General features: G+C 36.7%; 14 protein-coding genes. 5 read left to right on the top strand and 9 right to left on the bottom strand.

Annotated features, from left to right (window positions below; all coding sequences use genetic code 11):
* Positions 1-1,032: 1,032 nt before the first annotated feature.
* The 5 genes from AC5SR4_RS02275 to AC5SR4_RS02255 all read right to left on the bottom strand — a co-directional run bounded on the left by AC5SR4_RS02275 (position 1,033) and on the right by AC5SR4_RS02255 (position 10,103).
* The gene (locus tag AC5SR4_RS02275) at positions 1,033-1,866 is read right to left on the bottom strand and encodes an RteC domain-containing protein (protein ID WP_495357918.1); all 834 of its coding nucleotides are present in this window, start codon (positions 1,864-1,866) and stop codon (positions 1,033-1,035) included.
* A 231-nt stretch (positions 1,867-2,097) separates the two neighbouring features.
* Positions 2,098-3,438, bottom strand: a complete 1,341-nt coding sequence (locus AC5SR4_RS02270; protein WP_495357917.1) for a redoxin domain-containing protein — start codon at positions 3,436-3,438, stop codon at positions 2,098-2,100.
* Between the two features lie 138 nt (positions 3,439-3,576).
* Positions 3,577-4,959: a RagB/SusD family nutrient uptake outer membrane protein gene (locus AC5SR4_RS02265; RefSeq protein ID WP_495357916.1), complete on the bottom strand. Its 1,383-nt coding sequence runs from the start codon at positions 4,957-4,959 to the stop codon at positions 3,577-3,579.
* Positions 4,960-4,969: 10 nt separating this feature from the next.
* Positions 4,970-8,275 (bottom strand): SusC/RagA family TonB-linked outer membrane protein, encoded by a 3,306-nt coding sequence (locus AC5SR4_RS02260; RefSeq protein WP_495357915.1) that lies wholly within the window; start codon positions 8,273-8,275, stop codon positions 4,970-4,972.
* A 679-nt stretch (positions 8,276-8,954) separates the two neighbouring features.
* Positions 8,955-10,103 carry a FecR family protein gene (locus AC5SR4_RS02255; protein WP_495357914.1) on the bottom strand — a complete coding sequence of 383 codons (1,149 nt, stop codon included), beginning with the start codon at positions 10,101-10,103 and terminating at the stop codon, positions 8,955-8,957.
* Positions 10,104-10,440: 337 nt separating this feature from the next.
* Between AC5SR4_RS02255 and AC5SR4_RS02250 the strand changes: the two genes are divergently transcribed.
* The 4 genes from AC5SR4_RS02250 (at position 10,441) to ctlX (ending at position 14,450) form a co-directional block, all read left to right on the top strand.
* Entirely contained in the window at positions 10,441-11,022 is a 582-nt protein-coding gene (locus AC5SR4_RS02250; protein WP_495357913.1) for an RNA polymerase sigma factor, read from the top strand.
* Between the two features lie 169 nt (positions 11,023-11,191).
* Complete coding sequence (locus AC5SR4_RS02245) at positions 11,192-12,478, top strand: citrate synthase (RefSeq protein ID WP_495357912.1); 1,287 nt, start codon at positions 11,192-11,194, stop codon at positions 12,476-12,478.
* 68 nt (positions 12,479-12,546) lie between these two features.
* Positions 12,547-13,464 (top strand): dimethylarginine dimethylaminohydrolase family protein, encoded by a 918-nt coding sequence (locus AC5SR4_RS02240; RefSeq protein ID WP_495359149.1) that lies wholly within the window; start codon positions 12,547-12,549, stop codon positions 13,462-13,464.
* Positions 13,465-13,514: 50 nt separating this feature from the next.
* A complete protein-coding gene (ctlX, locus tag AC5SR4_RS02235) occupies positions 13,515-14,450 on the top strand; it encodes a citrulline utilization hydrolase CtlX (RefSeq protein ID WP_495357911.1) in 936 nt (311 codons plus the stop codon).
* 15 nt (positions 14,451-14,465) lie between these two features.
* Here the strand turns inward: ctlX and AC5SR4_RS02230 are convergent, their stop codons facing one another.
* The gene (locus AC5SR4_RS02230) at positions 14,466-16,526 is read right to left on the bottom strand and encodes a tetratricopeptide repeat-containing sensor histidine kinase (protein ID WP_495357910.1); all 2,061 of its coding nucleotides are present in this window, start codon (positions 16,524-16,526) and stop codon (positions 14,466-14,468) included.
* Positions 16,527-16,990: 464 nt separating this feature from the next.
* Between AC5SR4_RS02230 and argS the strand changes: the two genes are divergently transcribed.
* Complete coding sequence (gene argS / locus AC5SR4_RS02225; RefSeq protein ID WP_495357909.1) at positions 16,991-18,766, top strand: arginine--tRNA ligase; 1,776 nt, start codon at positions 16,991-16,993, stop codon at positions 18,764-18,766.
* A 16-nt stretch (positions 18,767-18,782) separates the two neighbouring features.
* Here the strand turns inward: argS and AC5SR4_RS02220 are convergent, their stop codons facing one another.
* Genes AC5SR4_RS02220 through AC5SR4_RS02210 form a run of 3 tightly spaced genes read right to left on the bottom strand, consistent with a single transcriptional unit; the run spans position 18,783 to position 20,509 of the window.
* Positions 18,783-19,049: an acyl-CoA-binding protein gene (locus AC5SR4_RS02220; protein ID WP_495359148.1), complete on the bottom strand. Its 267-nt coding sequence runs from the start codon at positions 19,047-19,049 to the stop codon at positions 18,783-18,785.
* The gene (locus AC5SR4_RS02215; RefSeq protein ID WP_495357908.1) at positions 19,042-19,698 is read right to left on the bottom strand and encodes a phosphatidylserine decarboxylase family protein; all 657 of its coding nucleotides are present in this window, start codon (positions 19,696-19,698) and stop codon (positions 19,042-19,044) included. Before AC5SR4_RS02215 ends, AC5SR4_RS02220 begins: the two co-directional genes overlap by 8 nt.
* The gene (locus tag AC5SR4_RS02210; RefSeq protein WP_495357907.1) at positions 19,688-20,509 is read right to left on the bottom strand and encodes a phosphatidate cytidylyltransferase; all 822 of its coding nucleotides are present in this window, start codon (positions 20,507-20,509) and stop codon (positions 19,688-19,690) included. Before AC5SR4_RS02210 ends, AC5SR4_RS02215 begins: the two co-directional genes overlap by 11 nt.

Here is a 20,509-nt window from a genome sequence, read left to right as displayed (position 1 = left end):
ATGTTTAGTTGTTTTTTGCTGTTTAAATGTTTAGTTGTTTGTTGTATAGTTGGTTAGTTGTTGCTTACTCTTACGAGATTTTCAAGTTAAGTCTCTCTTGTTCGTTAATCAAAAATCGTTATTCGTTAATCTCTCTATTCTTATTCTAAATGTTTAGTTGTTTGTTGTATAGTTGGTTAGTTGTTGCTTACTGTTGCGTTCTCTTCTTTCTTTTCCCATTTAAGTTGGCTGTTTTTAGATTACCAGATTATTATTTTTCCTTTACCCTTACTTTTCTATTCGTCCATTCTATTTTTTTTAGAGGAACTCATGATGTGCTCCGCAATTCATCGCTAAAAAAGTAACAAAAAATCTAGGCTTACGAGACCATTGCTGAAAATGCTACGCGACCACCAGCCACAGATAAAAAGAATTATTCACGGTTTCTATTTTTAAATTATGGTGTTCATGAATCTTCGATTTCGCCCACAGGTTAGAGGTTAATCAGTTTGTCTTTCTCTTCACTGTGTTCGGGTCGACCGATAGTGGTCTTGTTCGCTCAAACAGCTTTTTATCTCTTAGCCTCTCCATCCCGCCGGCTGGCTCCTTCGCTAAAAATGTCCACCGGACATTTTCTTTACGCTTGGCCCCACTTGATTTTCTAGCAATACCCTCGGTAGGCCGTTTACCTGCCTCATGGCCTGTGACTTCCGATTGATGTCTCTTCTCTTTTATTAATTTCGTCTGAGTAAGCAAACTCTGAACTCTTAACTTTGAACTCATAACTTGCCAACCCCCATTTCGTTTGTTTTTAACATTTTTCATTTTTTGTTAGTTCTTTAATGTTCAGTCTAATGGCTCCTCCCTTTTTTCAAAGGGAGGTGGCCCACGCCCTAAGCGTGGGACGGAGGGTTAAACCCAACCATCAACAAAAATCAATCGTATTGTCAATCATAAATATCTGTTCTGATTTGTAATGACCTGACAAATATGAAAAATCTTAAAAACACAGCATCCCTACTTACATCCCACGTGGGCTAAATTTTAACATTTTTATTTAGAGATACGTCGTGCAAAATAAGCCTCATTATCCTTGTAATACCCGGCTTCCAGCCTGTTTGTAAAGGGTGTTTTATCTTTTTTCCGATTTCGGGCATCTTTAACGCTGCTATTGAAATTTTTAATCTTAATACCGAATACTTTTTCTAATACACGTCTGGTGTTTTCCATCGTGCCTTTTACTATGCCTTCCCCGTGTAGCGAAAGAATGAATTCCGTGAGTTCTGTCTGCGACATTTCGGCATCGAGTTTGGTAAAGGGTTCTGTTTGGGGGGTATCGGTTTCCAGCGCATCCAGCTTCGCCAATTCTTCCTGTAGCAGGGTTACCAATTCTTCATAAGCCATTAGCATGGCCACCGTGGTATCGCCATTGGAGGCGAGTCCGGTAATAGTCAGGTATTGGTAGGCATCCGTTTCCAAGGACGGTTCGTAATGGGCTTGGGTAAAGTTTTGTATGTCGAAGTTAGGGTCGTTACGCTCGTAAGCATCTTTAAAATCCTGATAGTAGATGAGCCGGCCGCGAATGCGGTCTAAATGTTTTTGAAGGTACTGCCGTTGTTTGGTAACTGAGCCCACGGGCCGCTTGTGCATTATGGCATAATACTCCTGAATAAAAATTCTGGGGGCTTTTACTTTAGGGAGATCGTATTTGTAGAATTGAATTTCTGCAGCCTCGGTTTCAAAAGGTTTATTTGAAAACTTGTCGCAGATTTTACAAACATAGACGTTGTAACACTGCATGCGGTGTTTGGTGGCTTCCCGTAAGTTAAGGGTTGGTAATAACTGGGTTTGGTACGCGTTTAGGTATTCCTTTAATATCGTATTCAAAATAGATGGGTTTTATTGTTACTATTGTTTTCATTTGCTATTAATTGTTAGGGTTATTATAATGTTATTTGAGAGGGCGGTACCGGTGCTCCGGCGGCTGGAATTTTCTATGTTTTCATGATGCTTTGGTTTTTGGTTAATTAATATGCAACCTCAAACCCTGCCACAATCTATTTGCGGCAAGGCATGGGCTACTTGATTTTATGTTTTAAAGCTTAAGATTGAATGGCGTTATTGTTCTAAGGGTTCTGGTTGGGGGTCTCGGATGACCAATACCTTCATCTCCTTAGTATCTTTTACCAATTTCAACCCATACTTTTCCAGTGCTTTTTGTACACTATCAAAGTCTGTCATGTCAGTTTCAATATCGGCGTCTATGCCAAAATCAAAGCCTGTTTTGTCTATGTAATATAGTTTATCCGGATTAGGCAAATTGAATGATATTTTATACATAAAATCTTCAATAGGATAGTTTCGCACTTTTACTCCTGCTATTGGATTATAAATTAAGCTTTCTGATTTGCCTCCTTTGCTTTTGAGCTTGTTGGAAGCATGAGATTTAGCTACCAATGTCCAGACAGGCATATCACGAGTCTCAATAACTGCTTCATAACCAAAATTCAGTTTAAGTGTTTTTTGGATCTCATCTTTCATGAATTCCTCTGTTACAAGATGAAGCGGTAATTTTAAAAAGAAATTATAAAGTCCTTCTCCTGATAATGATTTGTAATCATAATTAAAAGGTGTTTTATTTTTGACTTCAATAATTGGCTCAAAAGATACCTTACCATACAATGCAGTGTCCTGTGTACTACAAAATACTCTCCCAAAATAGCCATACAGATATAAGCGCTCTAAAGTTGTTTTACTGACATTCCAGCCTTTCTGTTTGTATTCAAAAGGCCAACGTGAATATCTGTCTATTTCAGCTCCACCATTTGGGCGTTCTCCATTCCATTTTGTTAGTGTAGATGAATAAACAATATCATTATAAAATGATGGCTGTTCAACTATGTTTTCTTTATATTGTTTATTACTCACATAAAAATTAACTTCATCCCCAGCAATCATGTTTTTTATATCACTATAAGAGAACCCAAATGTAATTCGTTCTAAAACCCCAGATGGATTTATTATAAAATCTGTAGGCACTGTCTTTATGTTCCAATCATTAAATAAATTAGAATCATATGTGACAGGAATTTCAAAATCATTCGTTTTTTTAAGCCTCTCAAATACTTTTCCAATATTATAATTCATTTTATCATCACTTGTCCGCCCAATTGTTATTATTTGTATTTTATCTTTTAACTTTTTTTGAATTGTATCGAGCACTTTTAAATGATTATAGCATGAACTACAACCTAAAGACCAAAAATCTATGATTACCCATTTTCCTCTAAAATTTTTAATTTCTATTGTATTTTCATTAAAGTTCTGAATATTATAAATTTTTAAGTCTGGCACTATTTTTCCTATAATTGGTAAGTCTTTATCAGATTGACAAAAACTAAAATTTATTTTGAAAAGCATAAGAATTATTGTAATAACTAAATATTTCTTAATTATCATTGTTATGATTTTTTAAATGTTATGGTTATTGCTTTTGTTGTTTTATACAGACAGAGTAAATTTTGGATATTTCTTGAATAGCCTTATACTCTACATGCCTCTGTGGCAATAAGTTTGAGGTATTTTTATTTATACAAATTAGTATCCTTCATTTTGAACTATGCTAGGATTACTAATAATTTGTGATTCCGGAATGGGGTATAGAACATCTGTATCTTGCCAATCTTTTTCAGGAATTGAGTTTAATACCTCTGTTGCCATTTGAGTACGTTTTAAATCAAACCACCTGTGACCCCATTCTATGAATAATTCTTTATATCTTTCTTGCATAATTAATTCCAATATTTCTCCTTGTGTAGCAACTGAAGTTTCAGATATTCCTGCCCTAGCTCTTATCATATTAATGTCATTTATTGCTCCATCAAGATCACTTTGTTTTGCCCGAGCTTCAGCACGAATCAAATATTGTTCTGCCAACCGAAGAACAGTGGAATATTGATGTAGAGGATTACTTGAAAGATAGTAATACTTAGTCGCACCGTAATATGTAATACCTGAAACTTCAACAGCATTCATCCAGTTGCTATAACGTAAATCTGAACTGTCAAAGCTATTAGCAAAACTAGTTGAAAGAGCACCGTAATAAGGTCCACCATAAAAAGAATGAACTAGAAATGTAGAAACTTCATTAGGTCTTTGATAATGCCAAAATTGAAATATCGCTTCGTTACTCGTAATTTTAAAAACATTATTGAGGTCCGATTCTAAATAATATTGGGGATCATTAATAACATTTGAAGCTTCTATTTCTGCATTAACCCACTCTCCAGTATATAAATAAGCTCGTGCTAACAAAGCAGTAGCTGCTCCTTTATTTACCCTTGTTCTTAAATTTTCTGAATAGGAATAATCTACCGAAAGAAGTTCTTTGGCATTTGAAAGGTCGAGTATTATCTGATTGTACACTTCCAAAATTGGAGTTCTCGTTTTAGTGTTGTTTGTTTCATAATCTGTAGATATTATTAAAGGAACATCGCCCCATAAGTTAGTAAGATAGAAATGGCAAAATGCACGTGCAAATAATGCCTCTCCAAGAAACTGATTCCTTTTATCCACAGAAATGTTAGAACTTTCAAGTCCTTCTATAATGGAATTGGCTTTATATATTACCCTATATATACCACTCCAAAGAGAATTGATAAAGAAATTATTAGGAGTTAAAGAATTTTCATAAAATTCTTTATATCTATCTGCACTGCTGTTATCCTCATCGTAATAAACAAACTCGTCGGAAGACATAGCTGTGAGACCTATAATACTAGAAAGTGTTCCACTTGCAAAATCATTTTTCATTCCATTATATAAATTTGCCACAGCAGCGTTTACTGTTTCTTCAGAATTAAACACTGACTCTCTTACTAGTTCTGTAGCTGGAGGGTCCAATTCAATGAAATCTTCACATCCCATAAAAAGAAATAGTAATAGAATAAATAGATATTTAATTTTTATTATTGTTTTCATATTCATTTTTTTAAAAAGTTACATTAATTCCAGTAGTAATGATTCTTAATGGTGGTAAAACTAAACTTCCTGGGTTTTCGGGATCAAGCCATTTATAATCTGTAATGGTAAACAAGTTTTGCGCTTGTAAATAAAATTTAAGTGAACCAATTAATAATTTATCCGTTATATTTTTTGGTAATGTATAGGACAAAGACACATTTTTTAGTCTTAAAAATGATGCATCTTGAATATATTGGTTACTCTGTGTATATATTGTATATGGATTAGATCCCTGGCTGTTCGTTGAATACCGTTGATATACGGATAAGTCCCCTGGTTGCTGCCAACGATCCAATACATCAGTTATTTGATTACGCATAAAACCTGGAGCAGGTAATGCCTGTGTTGACTTTTCACCATCCTGGTTTATATATTGGATTAAAAAATCTAACTGTAGCCCCTTATAACTTAAACTATTTTGTATCCCCCAATAATAGTTGCGACCAATAAATTTAGGAAATATCCTATCATCTAACCTTGAATAACTGCCATCTCCATTTACATCTTCTACTGTATATAATCCTATATTAGGGTCAACTCCTAAGTAGTTATATGTCATTCTAATAGACAATGGTTCGCCTACTACATAACTTGAATCATATTCTGGAAATTCTTCGATATTAGGAAACTCTACTAATTTATTTTTGGGAATTGTTAAATTGAAACCTGTGGACCAATTAAAGTCTTTTGATACAATGTTTTGAGTGTTCAGTAAAACTTCAAAGCCTTTATTTTCAACAGTAGCAGGGAAATTGGCTTGTATACTAGTAAATCCGGTTGTTGGTGCCAGAGGTCTACCAATTAGTTGATTATCTGAACGATTGCGATAGTAACTTAATTCAAGAAAAATTCTATCGTTTATAGCTCCTAACTCCAATCCAAATTCTAACTTTTTATTTTCTTCCCATGCAAAGTTTGGATTAAACAGTCGTGAAGGTGATAAATCAACAACCCCTTGGTATTCTTGTCCAATGCTGTAAGAATCTAAAAATTGATAATCCCCTATTTGATCATTTCCTGTAGTCCCATAGCTTGCCCGCAATTTACCGAAAGAGAGAAAGTTGAGCCCATTTTTAACAAAATCTTCTTCAGAAAATACCCAACCTAAACCAACTGCCCAAAAATTTGCAAATTGTTTACCTGGACCAAACCGTGAAGAGCCATCTCTACGTCCTGTAAGGTTAATTAGATATTTAGACATATAATTGTAATTAATACGACCATAAACAGCATTATATTTATATTCATTAATACTTTTAGATGTCGAAACTATATCTGATGCTGCAGCAATATTTTTCATTAAATTTTCACTCGTAAATCCATTGGCAAATTGTGATAAATATTCACTGTTTTGACTCATGAAGGTTGCTCCCAACAAAAAATCAAACTGACTATTACCTAAACTTGGTGTCCAATTAATTTGAGGTTCTACAATCCAATTTTCAAATTTGCTATTAGAAAAAATTGACCTATTTATATTTTCACTATTTGGAAATTGCGAACTTATTGGGTTTAAACTAGTGGATTCATAATCTCTGTTTGTATATCCAAAACTTGAAGATAGACTCACCTTTGGTATAATTTCGTAATTTAAAACGGTATTCAGAATAAGATTATTGGTAATACTTTCAAATGGCCTTTTAGTATATGCTAATGGATTTTGATTGCTTGCTGACCAACCATCCCAATTTAATGAGCCATCCTCTAATAATAAATCTGGCGCATTGGGGGCTGTATAGATATATCTAGTTAAGTCTTCTATAGCCAAATTATTATTGTTGCGAGCATAATTTATTGAAAATGTGGAAGTAAATTTCTCATTTAAAGACCTATTGCTTAGATTAGCATTCAATGTGACACGTTTGTTGCTATAATCTCCAGGAAATACGGTACCTTCATCCCTAAAACCCGCACCTAATCTATATTGAGTACTTTCTGATCCACCAGATATATTCATATTAACATTTTGGGTTTCGGCAATACCACCAATCAAAACATCTTGCCAATCGGTATATGCGTTTTGATCCCAAATTGTTAAATCGGGTGCATTGCCTTCAGTAATTGTACGCTCATCATTTGCAAACGCTTCATTTCTCATTTCAAGATATTGTGCAGTATTCAAGAAATCAACTTTATTAGATACAGAGCCCATACTGTAATAATAATTAACATCTACCTTGGTACCACCTGTAGTTCCTTTTTTGGTAGTGATTAATACTACTCCATTAGCCCCTCTTGACCCATATATGGCGAGGCCATCTGCATCTTTCAAAACTTCAATACTTTCTATATCAGCAGGATTGATACCATTAAAAGGACTCTCTCCAAAAGAAGAATAAATTAGAGCACTTGTTGCTCCATCTGATGGTGTATCTGAAGAAATAGGTACACCATCTACTATATATAAGGGGTCGTTACCATTGGCAATACTGTTTAATCCTCTAATCCTTACCGTAAAGTTTCCTCCCGGAGCTCCAGTGTTTTGCGTAATCTCCACACCGGGCATTCTACCTTGTAATGTAGCAATAGGGTCTGATACGGGTTGCTTTTCTATATCGTCAGCTTCTACTCTTGAGATATTACTTGTTTTTAGGCGTTTTGATGTTTTGTAGTAACCTGCGTTGATAGTTACCGCATCCAACTCGCTAATATCTTCTTTAAGTGATACATTAATAACACGTTGGCTATCTACGGTTATTTCCTGTGTACTAAACCCAAGCGCCGAGAATACCAAGACATTTTCCGGGCCAGATACCATAATGCTATAATTGCCATCCAAATCGGTTGCCGTACCACGTGAGGTACCTTTAATAAGTACCGTGGCGCCGGGGATACCAAGACCGCTTTCATCGGTGACTTTGCCTGTTATATTTGTTTGCTGTTTAAGCATCTCGACTGCGCTCGATGTGACAGTACGTTTTTTAAGGATAATTTGCTTACCGTTTACGCTAAAGGTAAGGTTGGTAGGTTTTAACAGGTTGGTTAGTACAGTATCCAGGGCTTGTTTTTCTACGCTTAGGCTTACTTTTTGGGTAACGTCTACATCGTCTATATTATAGAAAAACTTAAATTTAGATTGGGCCTCTAGGCTGTTTAATACGCTGCCCAGCGTAACATTATGCACATCTAGGCTAACCTTCGTTTTTTGGGAATACGAATTGTTGGCCTGTAAGGTAACAATAGCGGTGACTAGAAATAAAAGCGTAAGCTTCATTTTAAGATCAAATTTTAGATGCACCCTGGGAGTACACCGGTTCATAAAGTTAATTTTCATAAATTTGTGTTTTAGTGGTTTTACGTTTTTACAATCACTGAGAAAATGAGCCGATGGGTGTTGCAACCACCTGTCGGTTTTTATTCCTGCGAAAGCAGGAATCTCATCCTTTTAAGTCTTAATTTTCATCATATACATTTAGTTTTTGGTTTATTAGTTAGTTATTAGTTTAACACACCCCTAGTCCCTCTTCGAAAGATCACGCCTGTGGCGTGACAGGAGGGGATACTAAGACGTGCTTACTCTTGCTGTTTATAAACTCCCCGGATTTTGCTTCGCAATGCCAGCGCGCCTCCAGGCACCTTCGCTGAAACAGTCCACTGGACTGTTTACTCACGCTCGGTCCCCCCTCTTATGGCGTACAAACCGCCACAATAGGGGAGCCTGATTTGTCTGGCTTTTTAGGTTTCGTCTAGCGGGTAAACAACTCATAACTCTAAACTTTTTTAAGTTGGATGTCGTTTCATATATTGGTGGTTTTTAGATTCTTCGCTACGCTACCGATGACGTATTTTGCAACGTGTTCATTTTTAACTGTTTTAAGGTTCTCGACTGCGCTCGAACTGACACTATGATTACAGTTGTTCGTCATCTCATTTTGTCTGTTTGGGTACCAAAAATTATGTCTCTGAATGACATTATCCATAATCCTGAATCCTGAATTCATAATTCATAATTGTCAATCCGGTTTTTCAATTACAATCTTATTATCCTTAATGGTATAAGAGAACAGCCTACTTTCGGTAAAGGTTTCCATAACCTCTTCTATAGGTTCTTCATCAAAGCGCCCCTGGTACCTGCCATTGTTTAGGGCAGGGTAGTGGTTAACAATCTCTACATTATAGCGGCGCTCTAGTACGGGTAATATATCTTTAAAGGATTTGCTGTGGAACAACAGCACGCCATCTATCCACGCAATATGGTTGTTTACATTGGTTTTAGAAATGTTAAGTTTGCCTTCGTTTTTTTGTAACAGAGCCATATGGTTGGGCGCCAGTTTTTGGTTGCCCTGGGCGGTTTTAACATTTACCGAGCCTTCTATAAGCACGGTGGCCACTTCGGCATCTTCGGGGTAGGCCGAAATGTTAAAGCTGGTACCCAGCACCTCTACATCCATATCGTTGGTTTTTACTATAAAGGGCTGCTGGGGGTTTTTGGTAACTTTAAAATAGGCTTCGCCTTGCAGTTCTACCTGCCGTGTGCTGCCTACAAAGGCATTGGGGTAGCGCAAACGGGACCCCGCATTTAGGTACACAAAACTGTTATCGGCCAATACCAGTTTAAAGGTTTTGCCATAGGGTACGTTAAGGGTATGGTACTGTACGGGGCCTTGGGTTGTGTTGGGATGGGCCAAGAGGTAGTTAAGCGTATCTTGTTGTTGGGTGCCTACTACACGCCCGTTTATATCGGTTATGGGGGTGGTGGCATTGGTGTTTATGGTCTTTACGTTGTCCTTGCCCAAGGTTAATGTAATATGGGTTTCGGGGATAATAAGTGTTTCCTTGGTACTGTAAGGGTTTAATTGGTTGTATAGCACATAGCCCAAGCCCAGGCATACCACCAGCACCGCAGCATATTTTAAAAGGCGCGGTAGTGCAATGGTTTTGGGTTTATGGGCTGGTGCCAATTGTTTTTGCGATTTTGCCAAGGCTTGCTGCCCATTAAAGCGCATAAAGTAAGCATTAAGGGCGTATTCTAATTGCACTTCATCTTTTAGGAGGGCCTTGTTTTCTGGTTTTTCCAACCAAGCCTTAAAGGCTGCTACCTCTTTATTAGAAAGGGTATTGGCATGGAACTTTTGTATTAATTTATGGACTTTTGCTTTCACGTTTGGGTCTTTTTCTTTAAAAACTTCTCTATTAAGACGAAATAGTTTGGCTTACCCCCCACGCAAATCTTAATTTTTTTTTAATTTATAGTTATCTTTATATTTACGGCGGTTATTTTCTTGGAGCAATCTATTAATTCAGAATTCAGGATTTAGAATTCAGGATTTAGAATTCAGGATTATGGATTCAGAATTTAGGATTATGGATTTAGAATTATGGAGAGTGTCATTAAGAGCCTGCCTGCCGGTAGGCAGGGGAGCCTGCGACCCAAGAATCTAATAATCGAAAAATCTAACAATCGAGTCATCGAGCAATCGAGTCATCTAAAAACCCAATATGCAGTATAATAACGATACCAAGGTTTCTATATTTAATAAGTTTGTAGCTGGCGATACGCATGCTTACAATACCATTTACCTGCATTATTACGAAAAGCTGGCTATATACATATTTAATTTTAGTAGGGACCGGGCCCTGGCCGAGGATATAGCCCAGGAAACTTTAATTAGGCTGTGGACCAAGCGGGATACCTTAAAGGCCGGTATGGGGCTAAATACGTTTTTATACCGATCGGCCTACCATTTATACATCGATTTTTGCAGGAAGAACAAAATTGTGGACGAAGATTTAGAAACCCTGCGCAAAGACTTTATACAGGAGCTGCTTGATGACGACGAGGAACAGTTACAACGCAAGCTTAAACACATTAAAAACGCCATTACTAAACTGCCACCGCGCTGCCGCGCTATTTTTACCATGCACAAAGAACGGGGCTTTAGCTATAAGGAAATAGCCAAAGAGTTTGATATTACCGAAAAGACGGTTGAAAACCAAGTGGGGAAAGCCCTTAAAAAGATACGTGCGCATTTAAAGGACAAGTTGCATATGTTATTGGTTTTTATGCGAAGGAAAAAATAAGGGCCCTATTGCTAGATTCTTAATTTTTGGTTGCTAATTTCGAATTATTTTATTTTAAACCTTTTATCTTGTAACTATCATTTAAATATGGGGGAAGAGCTTTAAAAATCCTTATATATTTCGTAAATTGCGGCTCTTTGAAACTAAATAAACCTTACATTGAAAATATATGTCTGATACAGCAACCTTAAAAATTAACGGAGAGGCGTTCGATTTTCCAATAATTACTGGAACCGAAAATGAAGTCGCCATAGATATAACAAAACTTAGAGGTACTACAAAGGGTGTTATTACTATAGACCCGGGCTATAAAAATACGGGGTCTTGCGAAAGTGGCATTACATTTTTAGATGGTGAGAAAGGGATATTAAGATACCGAGGCTATTCTATTGAAGAATTGGCAGAGAAGGCCGACTTTTTGGAAGTAGCTTACCTTTTAATTTTTGGGGAATTGCCAACTAAAGAACAAAATGACAAATTTCATCAAGACATTAAGGCGCAGGCCGTAGTAGATGAGGATGTTAAGAAAATATTGGATGCATTTCCAAAAGCAGCACACCCTATGGGCGTGATTGCTTCGTTAACCAGTGCGTTAACGGCTTTCAACCCGTCATCAGTCAATGTAGACTCTGAGGAGGATATGTATAAGTCTGTTGTTAAAATTCTAGGAAAATTTCCTGTATTGGTTGCTTGGACCTATCGTAAAAAACTAGGCTTGCCATTAGATTATGGCGATGACTCCCTGGGCTATGTAGAGAACATCTTAAAAATGATGTTTAGAAAGCCCAATGGCGAGTACACCCAAAACAGAATTTTAGTAGATGCCCTAGATAAGCTTTTAATATTACATGCCGACCATGAGCAAAACTGTTCTACCTCTACGGTAAGAATTGTGGGGTCTTCACATGCCGGATTGTTTGCTTCTATATCGGCAGGTATTTCAGCGCTTTGGGGCCCACTGCATGGAGGAGCCAACCAAGCTGTATTGGAAATGCTTGAAGCCATTAAGGCCGATGGGGGCGATACCAAAAAGTATATGGCCAAAGCTAAGGACAAGAACGATCCGTTCCGTTTAATGGGCTTTGGGCACCGTGTTTATAAAAACTTCGACCCACGTGCTAGAATCATTAAAAAAGCAGCCGATGAGGTATTGGGCGATTTAGGAATTGAAGATCATATTTTAGACATCGCCAAAGGACTTGAAAAAGAGGCTTTGGAAGACTCCTATTTTGTAGATAGAAAACTTTACCCGAACGTAGATTTTTACTCAGGTATCATTTACAGAGGTATGGGCATACCAACCGATATGTTTACGGTTATGTTTGCTTTGGGCCGCTTACCGGGTTGGATAGCGCAATGGCGTGAAATGCGTTTGCGTAAAGAACCTATTGGAAGACCAAGACAAGTATACATAGGAGCAACACAAAGATCTTTTGTGCCTATCGAGAAACGATAAATTTTAGTATAGAAAATAAATAAGGAAGCTTCATAATAATTATTATGAAGCTTTTTTATATTTACACCATGCTAAAACTCCACATAAAAAACGAAACATCAAAGCTTAAAGCCGTTATACTGGGCACAGCTAAAAGTAATGGACCTACGCCAAGTATCGAGGATTGTTACGACCCTAAAAGTATAGAGCACGTATTGGCAGGAACCTACCCTAAGGAAGCCGATATGATTGTAGAAATGGAAGCTGTGGCTGCTGTTTTAAAAAAATACGATGTGCAAGTGTTTAGACCAGAGGTTATTGATAATTGCAACCAGATATTTTCTAGGGACATTGCTTTTGTTATTGAAGATAAAATAATAAGGGCCAATATTTTGCCAGATAGGGAAAGGGAGATCGAGGCCATTAGGTATGTGTGGGACCAAGTAGATAGGGCCAATCGTATTATTTTGCCACCAGAATGCCATGTAGAAGGCGGCGATGTGATGCCCTGGAACGATTATATTTTTGTGGGAACCTATTCGGGAGCCGATTACCCCGATTTAATTACGGCCCGTACCAATATACATGCCGTTATGGCGTTGCAGAAATTGTTTCCCAACAAAACGGTTAAGGCCTTTGAACTTAGAAAATCCAATACCAATGCCAAAGAGAATGCCCTGCATTTAGATTGTTGTTTTCAGCCCTTAGGAAAAGGCAAGGCCATTATTCATAAAAATGGCTTTTTAATAGAGCGCGAGTACCAGTGGTTGGTTGATTTTTTTGGAAAAGAAAATATCTTTGAAATAACTAAAGAAGAAATGTACAATATGTGCAGCAATGTATTTTCAATATCAGAAGATGTTGTTATTTCCGAACGCGGGTTTACCAGATTAAACACCTGGCTGCGAAGTGAAGGCTTTACAGTAGAAGAAGTGCCCTATTCTGAAATAGCCAAACAGGAAGGTTTGTTGCGTTGCTCTACTATGCCTTTGATTAGGGAGGCGTGAATTAGGGCAACAACGCAAGAGCACATTAACCATAATAAAGCAAAAGATAGATGCAACAAATAACAAATACAATTTTAATGGTTAGGCCCATAAGCTTTAGAATGAATGAGCAAACAGCTGTAAATAATTATTACCAAAAGGTTATGGACCACCTGTTACCCGATACGGTTAATGCCAAGGCGCAACAGGAATTTGATGCTTTTGTTGAAAAGTTACGCAGCGTTGGCGTTACTGTTATTGTTGTAAATGACACGGATGAATTTGATACCCCCGATGCTGTTTTTCCAAATAATTGGATATCCTTTCATGAAAGCGGTGAGGTGGTATTGTACCCCATGTTTGCTGAAAACAGACGTTTGGAGCGTCGGGAAGATGTTTTGGCTGCTGTTGAAAAGCAAGGCTTTGCTATTAATGATGTTGTAGACTATACCAGTGCCGAAGCTGAAAACCTGTTTCTTGAAGGTACCGGTAGTTTGTTGTTGGATAGGGTAAACCGCAAGGCCTATTGTGCCTTGTCACCCCGAGCCGATGAAGACTTGCTTATTGAGTTTTGTGAGGATTTTGAGTTTATGCCAGTTATTTTTACGGCCAACCAAACCATAAATAACACCCGAAAGGCCATTTACCATACCAATGTTATGATGGCGCTGGGTGAAAGCTTTGCGGTGGTTTGTTTAAATAGCATTGACGATAAGAAAGAACGCAAAAATGTTATTGCCAACTTAAAAGCAGATGGAAAGGAGGTTATAGATATTACCGAAGCACAGGTAAACCTTTTTGCCGGTAATATGTTGCAGGTAAAGTCGGGTGATGGTGTGCCTTATGTGGTAATGAGTACATCGGCATATAAGTCTTTAACCAAAAATCAAATACAGCAACTGGAAAAGCATGGTAAACTGTTACATAGCTCTTTAGATACTATTGAGGCCTGTGGGGGCGGTAGTGCCCGTTGTATGATGGCTGAGGTATTTTTGCCCAAAGCTTGATGGGCTGTTGTTGGTTTATTGTGCAGGCCTAGACTTGGGTAATTGTACATAAAATGTACTGCCTACATTTAAGGTGCTTTCTACCCAAATTTTACCGTTGTTCAATTCTACTAGCTCTTTACAGATAGATAAGCCCAAACCAGTACCTTTTTCGTTGTTGGTGCCAACAGTTGTAAATGAGGTGTTTTTAAACAGCTTGTCTATATTTTGTTTGGATATGCCTGTACCAGTATCGGCTACGCTAATAATACAGTTTCCGTTGCTAATATGATTGGATATGGTAATAGTATCCCCTTCTTTAGAGAACTTAATGGCATTGGCCAGTAAATTTTGAATTACAATTTCAAACATGCTTCTATCGGCATACGCAAAGTCACGCAAGGAGTGATCTACCAGTTCAATGCCCTTGCTTTCCATACGCTGCTCGACGAGTTTTACTTTTTCCTCAAAAACTTCCTGGATATCAAACAATGTAGGTTTGGGTTCTAACGATTGCATTTGGGATTTAGACCAGTTTAATAAATTAAATAACAATAATGATGCATTATTGGCATTTTCACTTAATTCGGGTATTAGGTTTTCAAACTCTTCTCTTGTTAAGGAGCCGTCTTTAAGCAAATCGATAAAACCATTAATGGAAGACAAAGAGTCTTTTAAGTCGTGCGATATAATAGAGAACAATTTATCCTTAACATTGTTTACGTTTTCAAGATGCTTTGTTTGCTCTAAAAAGGCTTCGTTTTGTAGCTCAATCTTAAGGTTTTTTTCCTCTAGCTCTTGGGTGTACTTAATATTATTGTTGCGTTTTAAATAAATTAACACCAAGAATGTAGAAACAACGGCCAGTGCTGCCAGTAGGCCATAAAAAATCAGTTTAAACTTATCAAACTCTTTTTTGGTAGTGGCATTATCTACATTGGATTGGCTTAGAGTTGTGGATGTTTCATCAACAAAATCAGGATTAAGCTCCAACGATTCCGTATCTAGGTTTTGGGGAGTTACCATTTGGTCTTTATCAAGACTGATTTTTAAGTTGTAATATTCCCGTTGCCATACAAAAGCCCTATCAAACCGCTTTCTGGTAGAATCTAGGTCCTTCATGAGTTGGTAGTATTTTAAGAGCTCGGTTTTGTTGTCTATGCTTTTGGCTATAGTGCCAGCTTCAGAAAGTTGTTGTTCTGCCAAAATAAGGCGTTGCTGTTGTAAATTTAAAGCCCCAAGGCCGTTTAAGGATAAAAGCAATCCTGTTTTATTATTGGATTTTCTATTTAAGCTTAAGCCTTGTATTAAGTACTGGGCGGCCTTATCATAATCATTGAACTTTAAGTACTCACCCCCTAACTTTGGGTAAATGTATCCGCGAATGGAATCATTGTCCTCTGCCGAGGCCTCAATAACTTCTTCGTAGTAATAGATCGCTTTTCTGTATTCTTTTTTATGTGAATACAGTTCGGCCAATTGCGTATTGGTTTTCAAGAGCCCGTTAAGGTCATTTAATTGTTCTTGTACTTCAAGGGCCTTTAAATTAAATTCAATGGCTTTATCGTAGGCATTGATGTTGTAGTATGCCTTGGCCAAATTGCTATAAGCTAAACTAAGCTCTTCTTTAAGGTTTTGTTTTTCAAGTTCCTCTAAGGCAGCCAGCGAGTATTGCAGACCTTTTGTGTAATTGCCGCGTTTAATTTCAATTAAACCAATACTGTTATTAACCCTGGCAACACCCAAGGAGTCGTTTAGCTTACTATATAGACTTTTAGATTTTGTGTAGCCACTAATGGCGTTAATGTAGTCGTCCTTTTGGGCATATATCAAGGCTTTGTAATAAGTAACTTCAGCAATACCCTTAGTATAGTTTATACTATTGGAAAGCTTTTCACTTTCAATAACATATTTAATGGCTTTATCGTATGCTTTAATTTCATAAAGCGCTTTAATAAGTTTTAGTGAGGTTTCTACTTTTAATGAATCTTGGGTTTCAAAAGCGAGTTGTATGGAAAGACTATCTACTTCTTTAGTTTGTGAAAAACTAAGAAGAACAGATAAAAAAACAGCAATTAAAGTAATTATTTTCCTCATACAACAATGTTAATTACAAATAAGAATAAAGCAATTGTTAAAGTTGTCTTATTTGAGGGAAAAAAGATTGCTTTATCAAGCTGTAATATTTTTGTTAGTTTTATTTTTTTCGAAAAAAAAAAATTGAACAATAGCTTTACATAACAAAAGTTGGAAAAAGCCTTTATATATTCTAATTTCTGCGTTTTAATGCCAATAAATTAGATGAAAGGACAACCAGAAATTTTGCATATTATCGATGAATAGATGAAAGGCAAAAATCATGGAATAATGACACTTTTGTCGATGAAATGCACAACTAGAAACTTCCCTTTCACTTTTGGTAAAATGGTAGCTTGTTGATTGTTTTTCAATTTTTAATTGAAGCGTTTAAATAGCAAGTAGCACCAGGCTTTATATAAAAAGGAAATTTACCTAAAACTTTAATAAAAGTTTTATCTTTGCTCACTTAAAAATGATTATTAATGACCCTTCAGGAGACCATATCAAATGATGTGAAAAAAGCCGTATTGGCAGCTTATAATGTGTCTATTGACACTGTGGAGTTTCAAGCTACCAGAAAAGAGTTTGCAGGAGATATTACTGTTGTAATTTTCCCGATGCTGCGCTATGTAAAAGGCAACCCAGTACAAATTGGGGAAACAATAGGCCATTATTTGGTTGAGAATGTAGCTGATGTTAAAGCTTTTAATGTGGTGAAAGGGTTTTTAAACATAGAGATAAGCGATGCTTATTACCTCGACTTTTTTAACAGGATTTATAACCAAGATGCTTATGGTTTTGAGGCCCCCAAGGCTGGCGAGAAAGCTATTATGGTAGAATACTCTTCGCCCAATACAAACAAACCACTGCACTTGGGGCATATTAGAAACAATCTGTTGGGGTATAGTGTGGCTGAAATTTTAAAAGCGTCTGGTAAGAAAGTATATAAAACACAGATTATTAACGACAGGGGCATTCATATTTGTAAAAGTATGTTGGCGTGGAAGCGCTTTGGTAATGGTGAGACCCCAGAAAGCACAGGACTGAAAGGCGATAAGCTTGTGGGTAATTATTATGTGAAGTTTGACCAAGAATATAAAAAAGAAATAGAAGCTTTGGTAGCTTCTGGCAAAACCGAAGAAGCCGCTAAAAAGGAAGCTCCTATACTTTTGGAAGCCCAAAACATGCTATTAAAATGGGAGGCTGGTGATGCCGATACGGTGGCCCTTTGGAAACGAATGAACGGTTGGGTGTATGATGGGTTTAATGAAACGTATAAAAACTTAGGGGTTGATTTTGATACCCTATATTATGAAAGTGATACCTATTTATTAGGTAAAGAATTTGTTACCGAGGGGTTAAAATCGGGTGTGTTTGTTAAAGAAGCAGATGGATCGGTTTGGTGCGATTTAACCGAGGAAGGCTTAGATAAAAAAATTGTACAGCGAGCAGATGGAACCGCAGTATATATGACCCAGGATATTGGTACGGCCATTCAGCGAATTAAAGATTTTCCCGATGTGGGCGGTATGGTTTATACCGTTGGAAATGAACAGGATTACCATTTTCAAGTATTGTTCTTAATTTTAAAGAAATTAGGGTTTGATTGGGCCAAAAACCTGTATCATTTAAGCTATGGTATGGTAGATTTGCCCAGTGGGAAAATGAAAAGTAGGGAAGGGACTGTTGTAGATGCCGATGATTTAATTGAGGAAATGACCGCGACGGCCCAAGACATATCGGAAGAATTAGGAAAGCTGGACGGTTATACAGACGAAGAAAAACAAACGCTTTACAAAACTATTGGATTGGGAGCTTTAAAGTACTTTATTTTAAAAGTAGACCCTAAAAAACGTATTCTGTTTGATCCAAAGGATTCGATAGACTTTCAAGGTAATACCGGGCCGTTTATTCAGTATACATATGCCAGGATACAATCTATTATTAGAAAGGCCGATTTTGATTTGTCTAAACAGGTTAAGGTGCCTTTACACCAAAAAGAAAAGGAGTTGTTAAAGCAGTTGGAAGCATTTCCAGAAGTTGTGCAAAATGCAGCATTACAACACAGCCCGGCCTTAATAGCCAATTATACGTATGATTTGGTGAAGGAATTTAATTCCTTTTACCAAAACGTATCTATTTTAGGAGCAGATAACCAAAATGAAAAAGTTTTTAGGGTGCAACTTTCTAAAAAAGTAGCCTTAACGATTAAGAATGCGTTTGGTGTTTTAGGAATTCAGGTGCCAGAACGCATGTAATAATAACAGCGTTAACTTACTTACCGTATAGAAAATAATTGTTTACCAAGTCTATATAAAGACGTTTTGCTTCTTCTTCTGAGATACCCTTAGCTTGAAAAAGGGCATTGGTTTTAAAAGCGTTTATAATGGGCTTTTTACTACTTGGCCTATCGTAATTATTGGTCGCTTTTTTATAATAGGCATAAAGCTTTAAAAGCACATCAGCAGGAAAGGGCTTTGTGTATGCGTTTACCCGATTTACAGCATCTTGAAACTCTATTTCTAATTCTTCATTACTCATTAACTTCTGCAATAATACTTTCTCCACCTTTTACTTTTTGGTTTAATTGCACTTTGATTTGAGCGTCTAAAGGTAAAAATAAATCAACTCTAGAACCAAATTTTATAAATCCAGAATCGGCTCCCTGAACCGCCTTATCATCTACTTTTGCATAATTTACAATGCGTTTGGCCAGGGCTCCTGCAATTTGCCTGTATAATACTTTGCCAAAAAAGGCATTTTCTAAAACAACGGTTGTGCGTTCATTCTCTTCACTGGCTTTTGGATGCCATGCCACTAGGTATTTTCCTGGATGGTATTTGCTATAAACAACTTGGCCACTAATGGGGTAACGCGTAACGTGTACATTTATTGGCGACATAAATACACTAACTTGTAAACGCTTTTCTTTAAAATATTCTTTTTCAAAGACCTCTTCAATTACAACAACTTTACCGTCTACTGGAGATACGGCTTGTTTTTCATTTAGTGTGCCCCGGCGTTTAGGGTTTCTAAAAAATTGAAGGATAAGGACCAAAAACACCAATAAGGCTATCATTAAAGTTCTTTTTAGCCAGGTTGTTGTTATAAAACCATCCACTAAAAGTGTTAGCCCAATAACTATAATGAATGTTATAATTATAATTTTATGGCCTTCTTTATGAAACATACTTTAAAATTCTTAAAAACAAATATATAAAAGGGGCGGCAAAGATGATGCTATCTAAGCGATCTAGTAACCCACCATGGCCTGGCATAATAATACCACTATCTTTAACATTAGCCTGTCTTTTAAACTTAGATTCAATTAAATCGCCCAACGTACCAAATACACTAACAATAATGCTTAAAACAAGCCAACTTGTAAAGTCTAAAGTCTGTGTAAAGGTAGTAATAAAATAGCTTGCTATGCATGAAAAAAACAAGCCGCCCAAAAAGCCTTCTACTGTTTTTTTGGGAGATATTTTTTCAAAGAGCTTTTGTTTGCCAAAGTTCTTACCAATTAAATAAGCAAAAGAATCGTTTACCCAAACCAATATAAAAGATCCCAACAGTATATTGGGATTGTAATTGTTGTGATAATTAGCAATTAATATAAAAAACACAAAAGCACTGGATAGATACAGTGTGGTTAATATAAACCTTTTGGAACTAAATAGCGGAATGGTATTTTGCGAAAACAGGTCTTTAATTAAAAATAGTTCAACAAATATGGTTAGTACCATAAGTATTTGAATGATTTCATCAATTCCCTCATTCGGGTTTTTAAAGATTGTCCAGTAGGCAAAAAAGGCATATAAAACTAAAAAGATAGCATAAGGGATAGGGCTTTTTAATTGAATTAACTTTTTAAACTCACCTAGGCAAATTAGTCCAAAAACAAAAAATAATGCGACAAGGAGTTGCTCGTAATTTATGCACAAAATTAATAGCAAGATATACAGTAGTCCTGAAAGTGATCGCACTAGGGTTTCTTTCAT

Source organism: Aestuariibaculum scopimerae (genome assembly GCF_059428085.1).
The sequence above is the reverse complement of the archived record's forward strand: the minus strand, read 5'-3'. Positions and strand labels throughout refer to the sequence as shown.

Bases quoted from the DNA above. Each gene is read 5' to 3' on its own strand.
- AC5SR4_RS02270 (WP_495357917.1), bottom strand. From the start codon at position 3,438: ATGATAATTAAGAAATATTTAGTTATTACAATAATTCTTATGCTTTTC.
- AC5SR4_RS02265 (WP_495357916.1), bottom strand. From the start codon at position 4,959: ATGAAAACAATAATAAAAATTAAATATCTATTTATTCTATTACTATTT.
- AC5SR4_RS02260 (WP_495357915.1), bottom strand. From the start codon at position 8,275: ATGAAAATTAACTTTATGAACCGGTGTACTCCCAGGGTGCATCTAAAA.
- AC5SR4_RS02250 (WP_495357913.1), top strand. From the start codon at position 10,441: ATGCAGTATAATAACGATACCAAGGTTTCTATATTTAATAAGTTTGTA.
- AC5SR4_RS02245 (WP_495357912.1), top strand. From the start codon at position 11,192: ATGTCTGATACAGCAACCTTAAAAATTAACGGAGAGGCGTTCGATTTT.
- AC5SR4_RS02240 (WP_495359149.1), top strand. From the start codon at position 12,547: ATGCTAAAACTCCACATAAAAAACGAAACATCAAAGCTTAAAGCCGTT.
- ctlX (WP_495357911.1), top strand. From the start codon at position 13,515: ATGCAACAAATAACAAATACAATTTTAATGGTTAGGCCCATAAGCTTT.
- AC5SR4_RS02230 (WP_495357910.1), bottom strand. From the start codon at position 16,526: ATGAGGAAAATAATTACTTTAATTGCTGTTTTTTTATCTGTTCTTCTT.
- argS (WP_495357909.1), top strand. From the start codon at position 16,991: ATGACCCTTCAGGAGACCATATCAAATGATGTGAAAAAAGCCGTATTG.
- AC5SR4_RS02220 (WP_495359148.1), bottom strand. From the start codon at position 19,049: ATGAGTAATGAAGAATTAGAAATAGAGTTTCAAGATGCTGTAAATCGG.
- AC5SR4_RS02215 (WP_495357908.1), bottom strand. From the start codon at position 19,698: ATGTTTCATAAAGAAGGCCATAAAATTATAATTATAACATTCATTATA.
- AC5SR4_RS02210 (WP_495357907.1), bottom strand. From the start codon at position 20,509: ATGAAAGAAACCCTAGTGCGATCACTTTCAGGACTACTGTATATCTTG.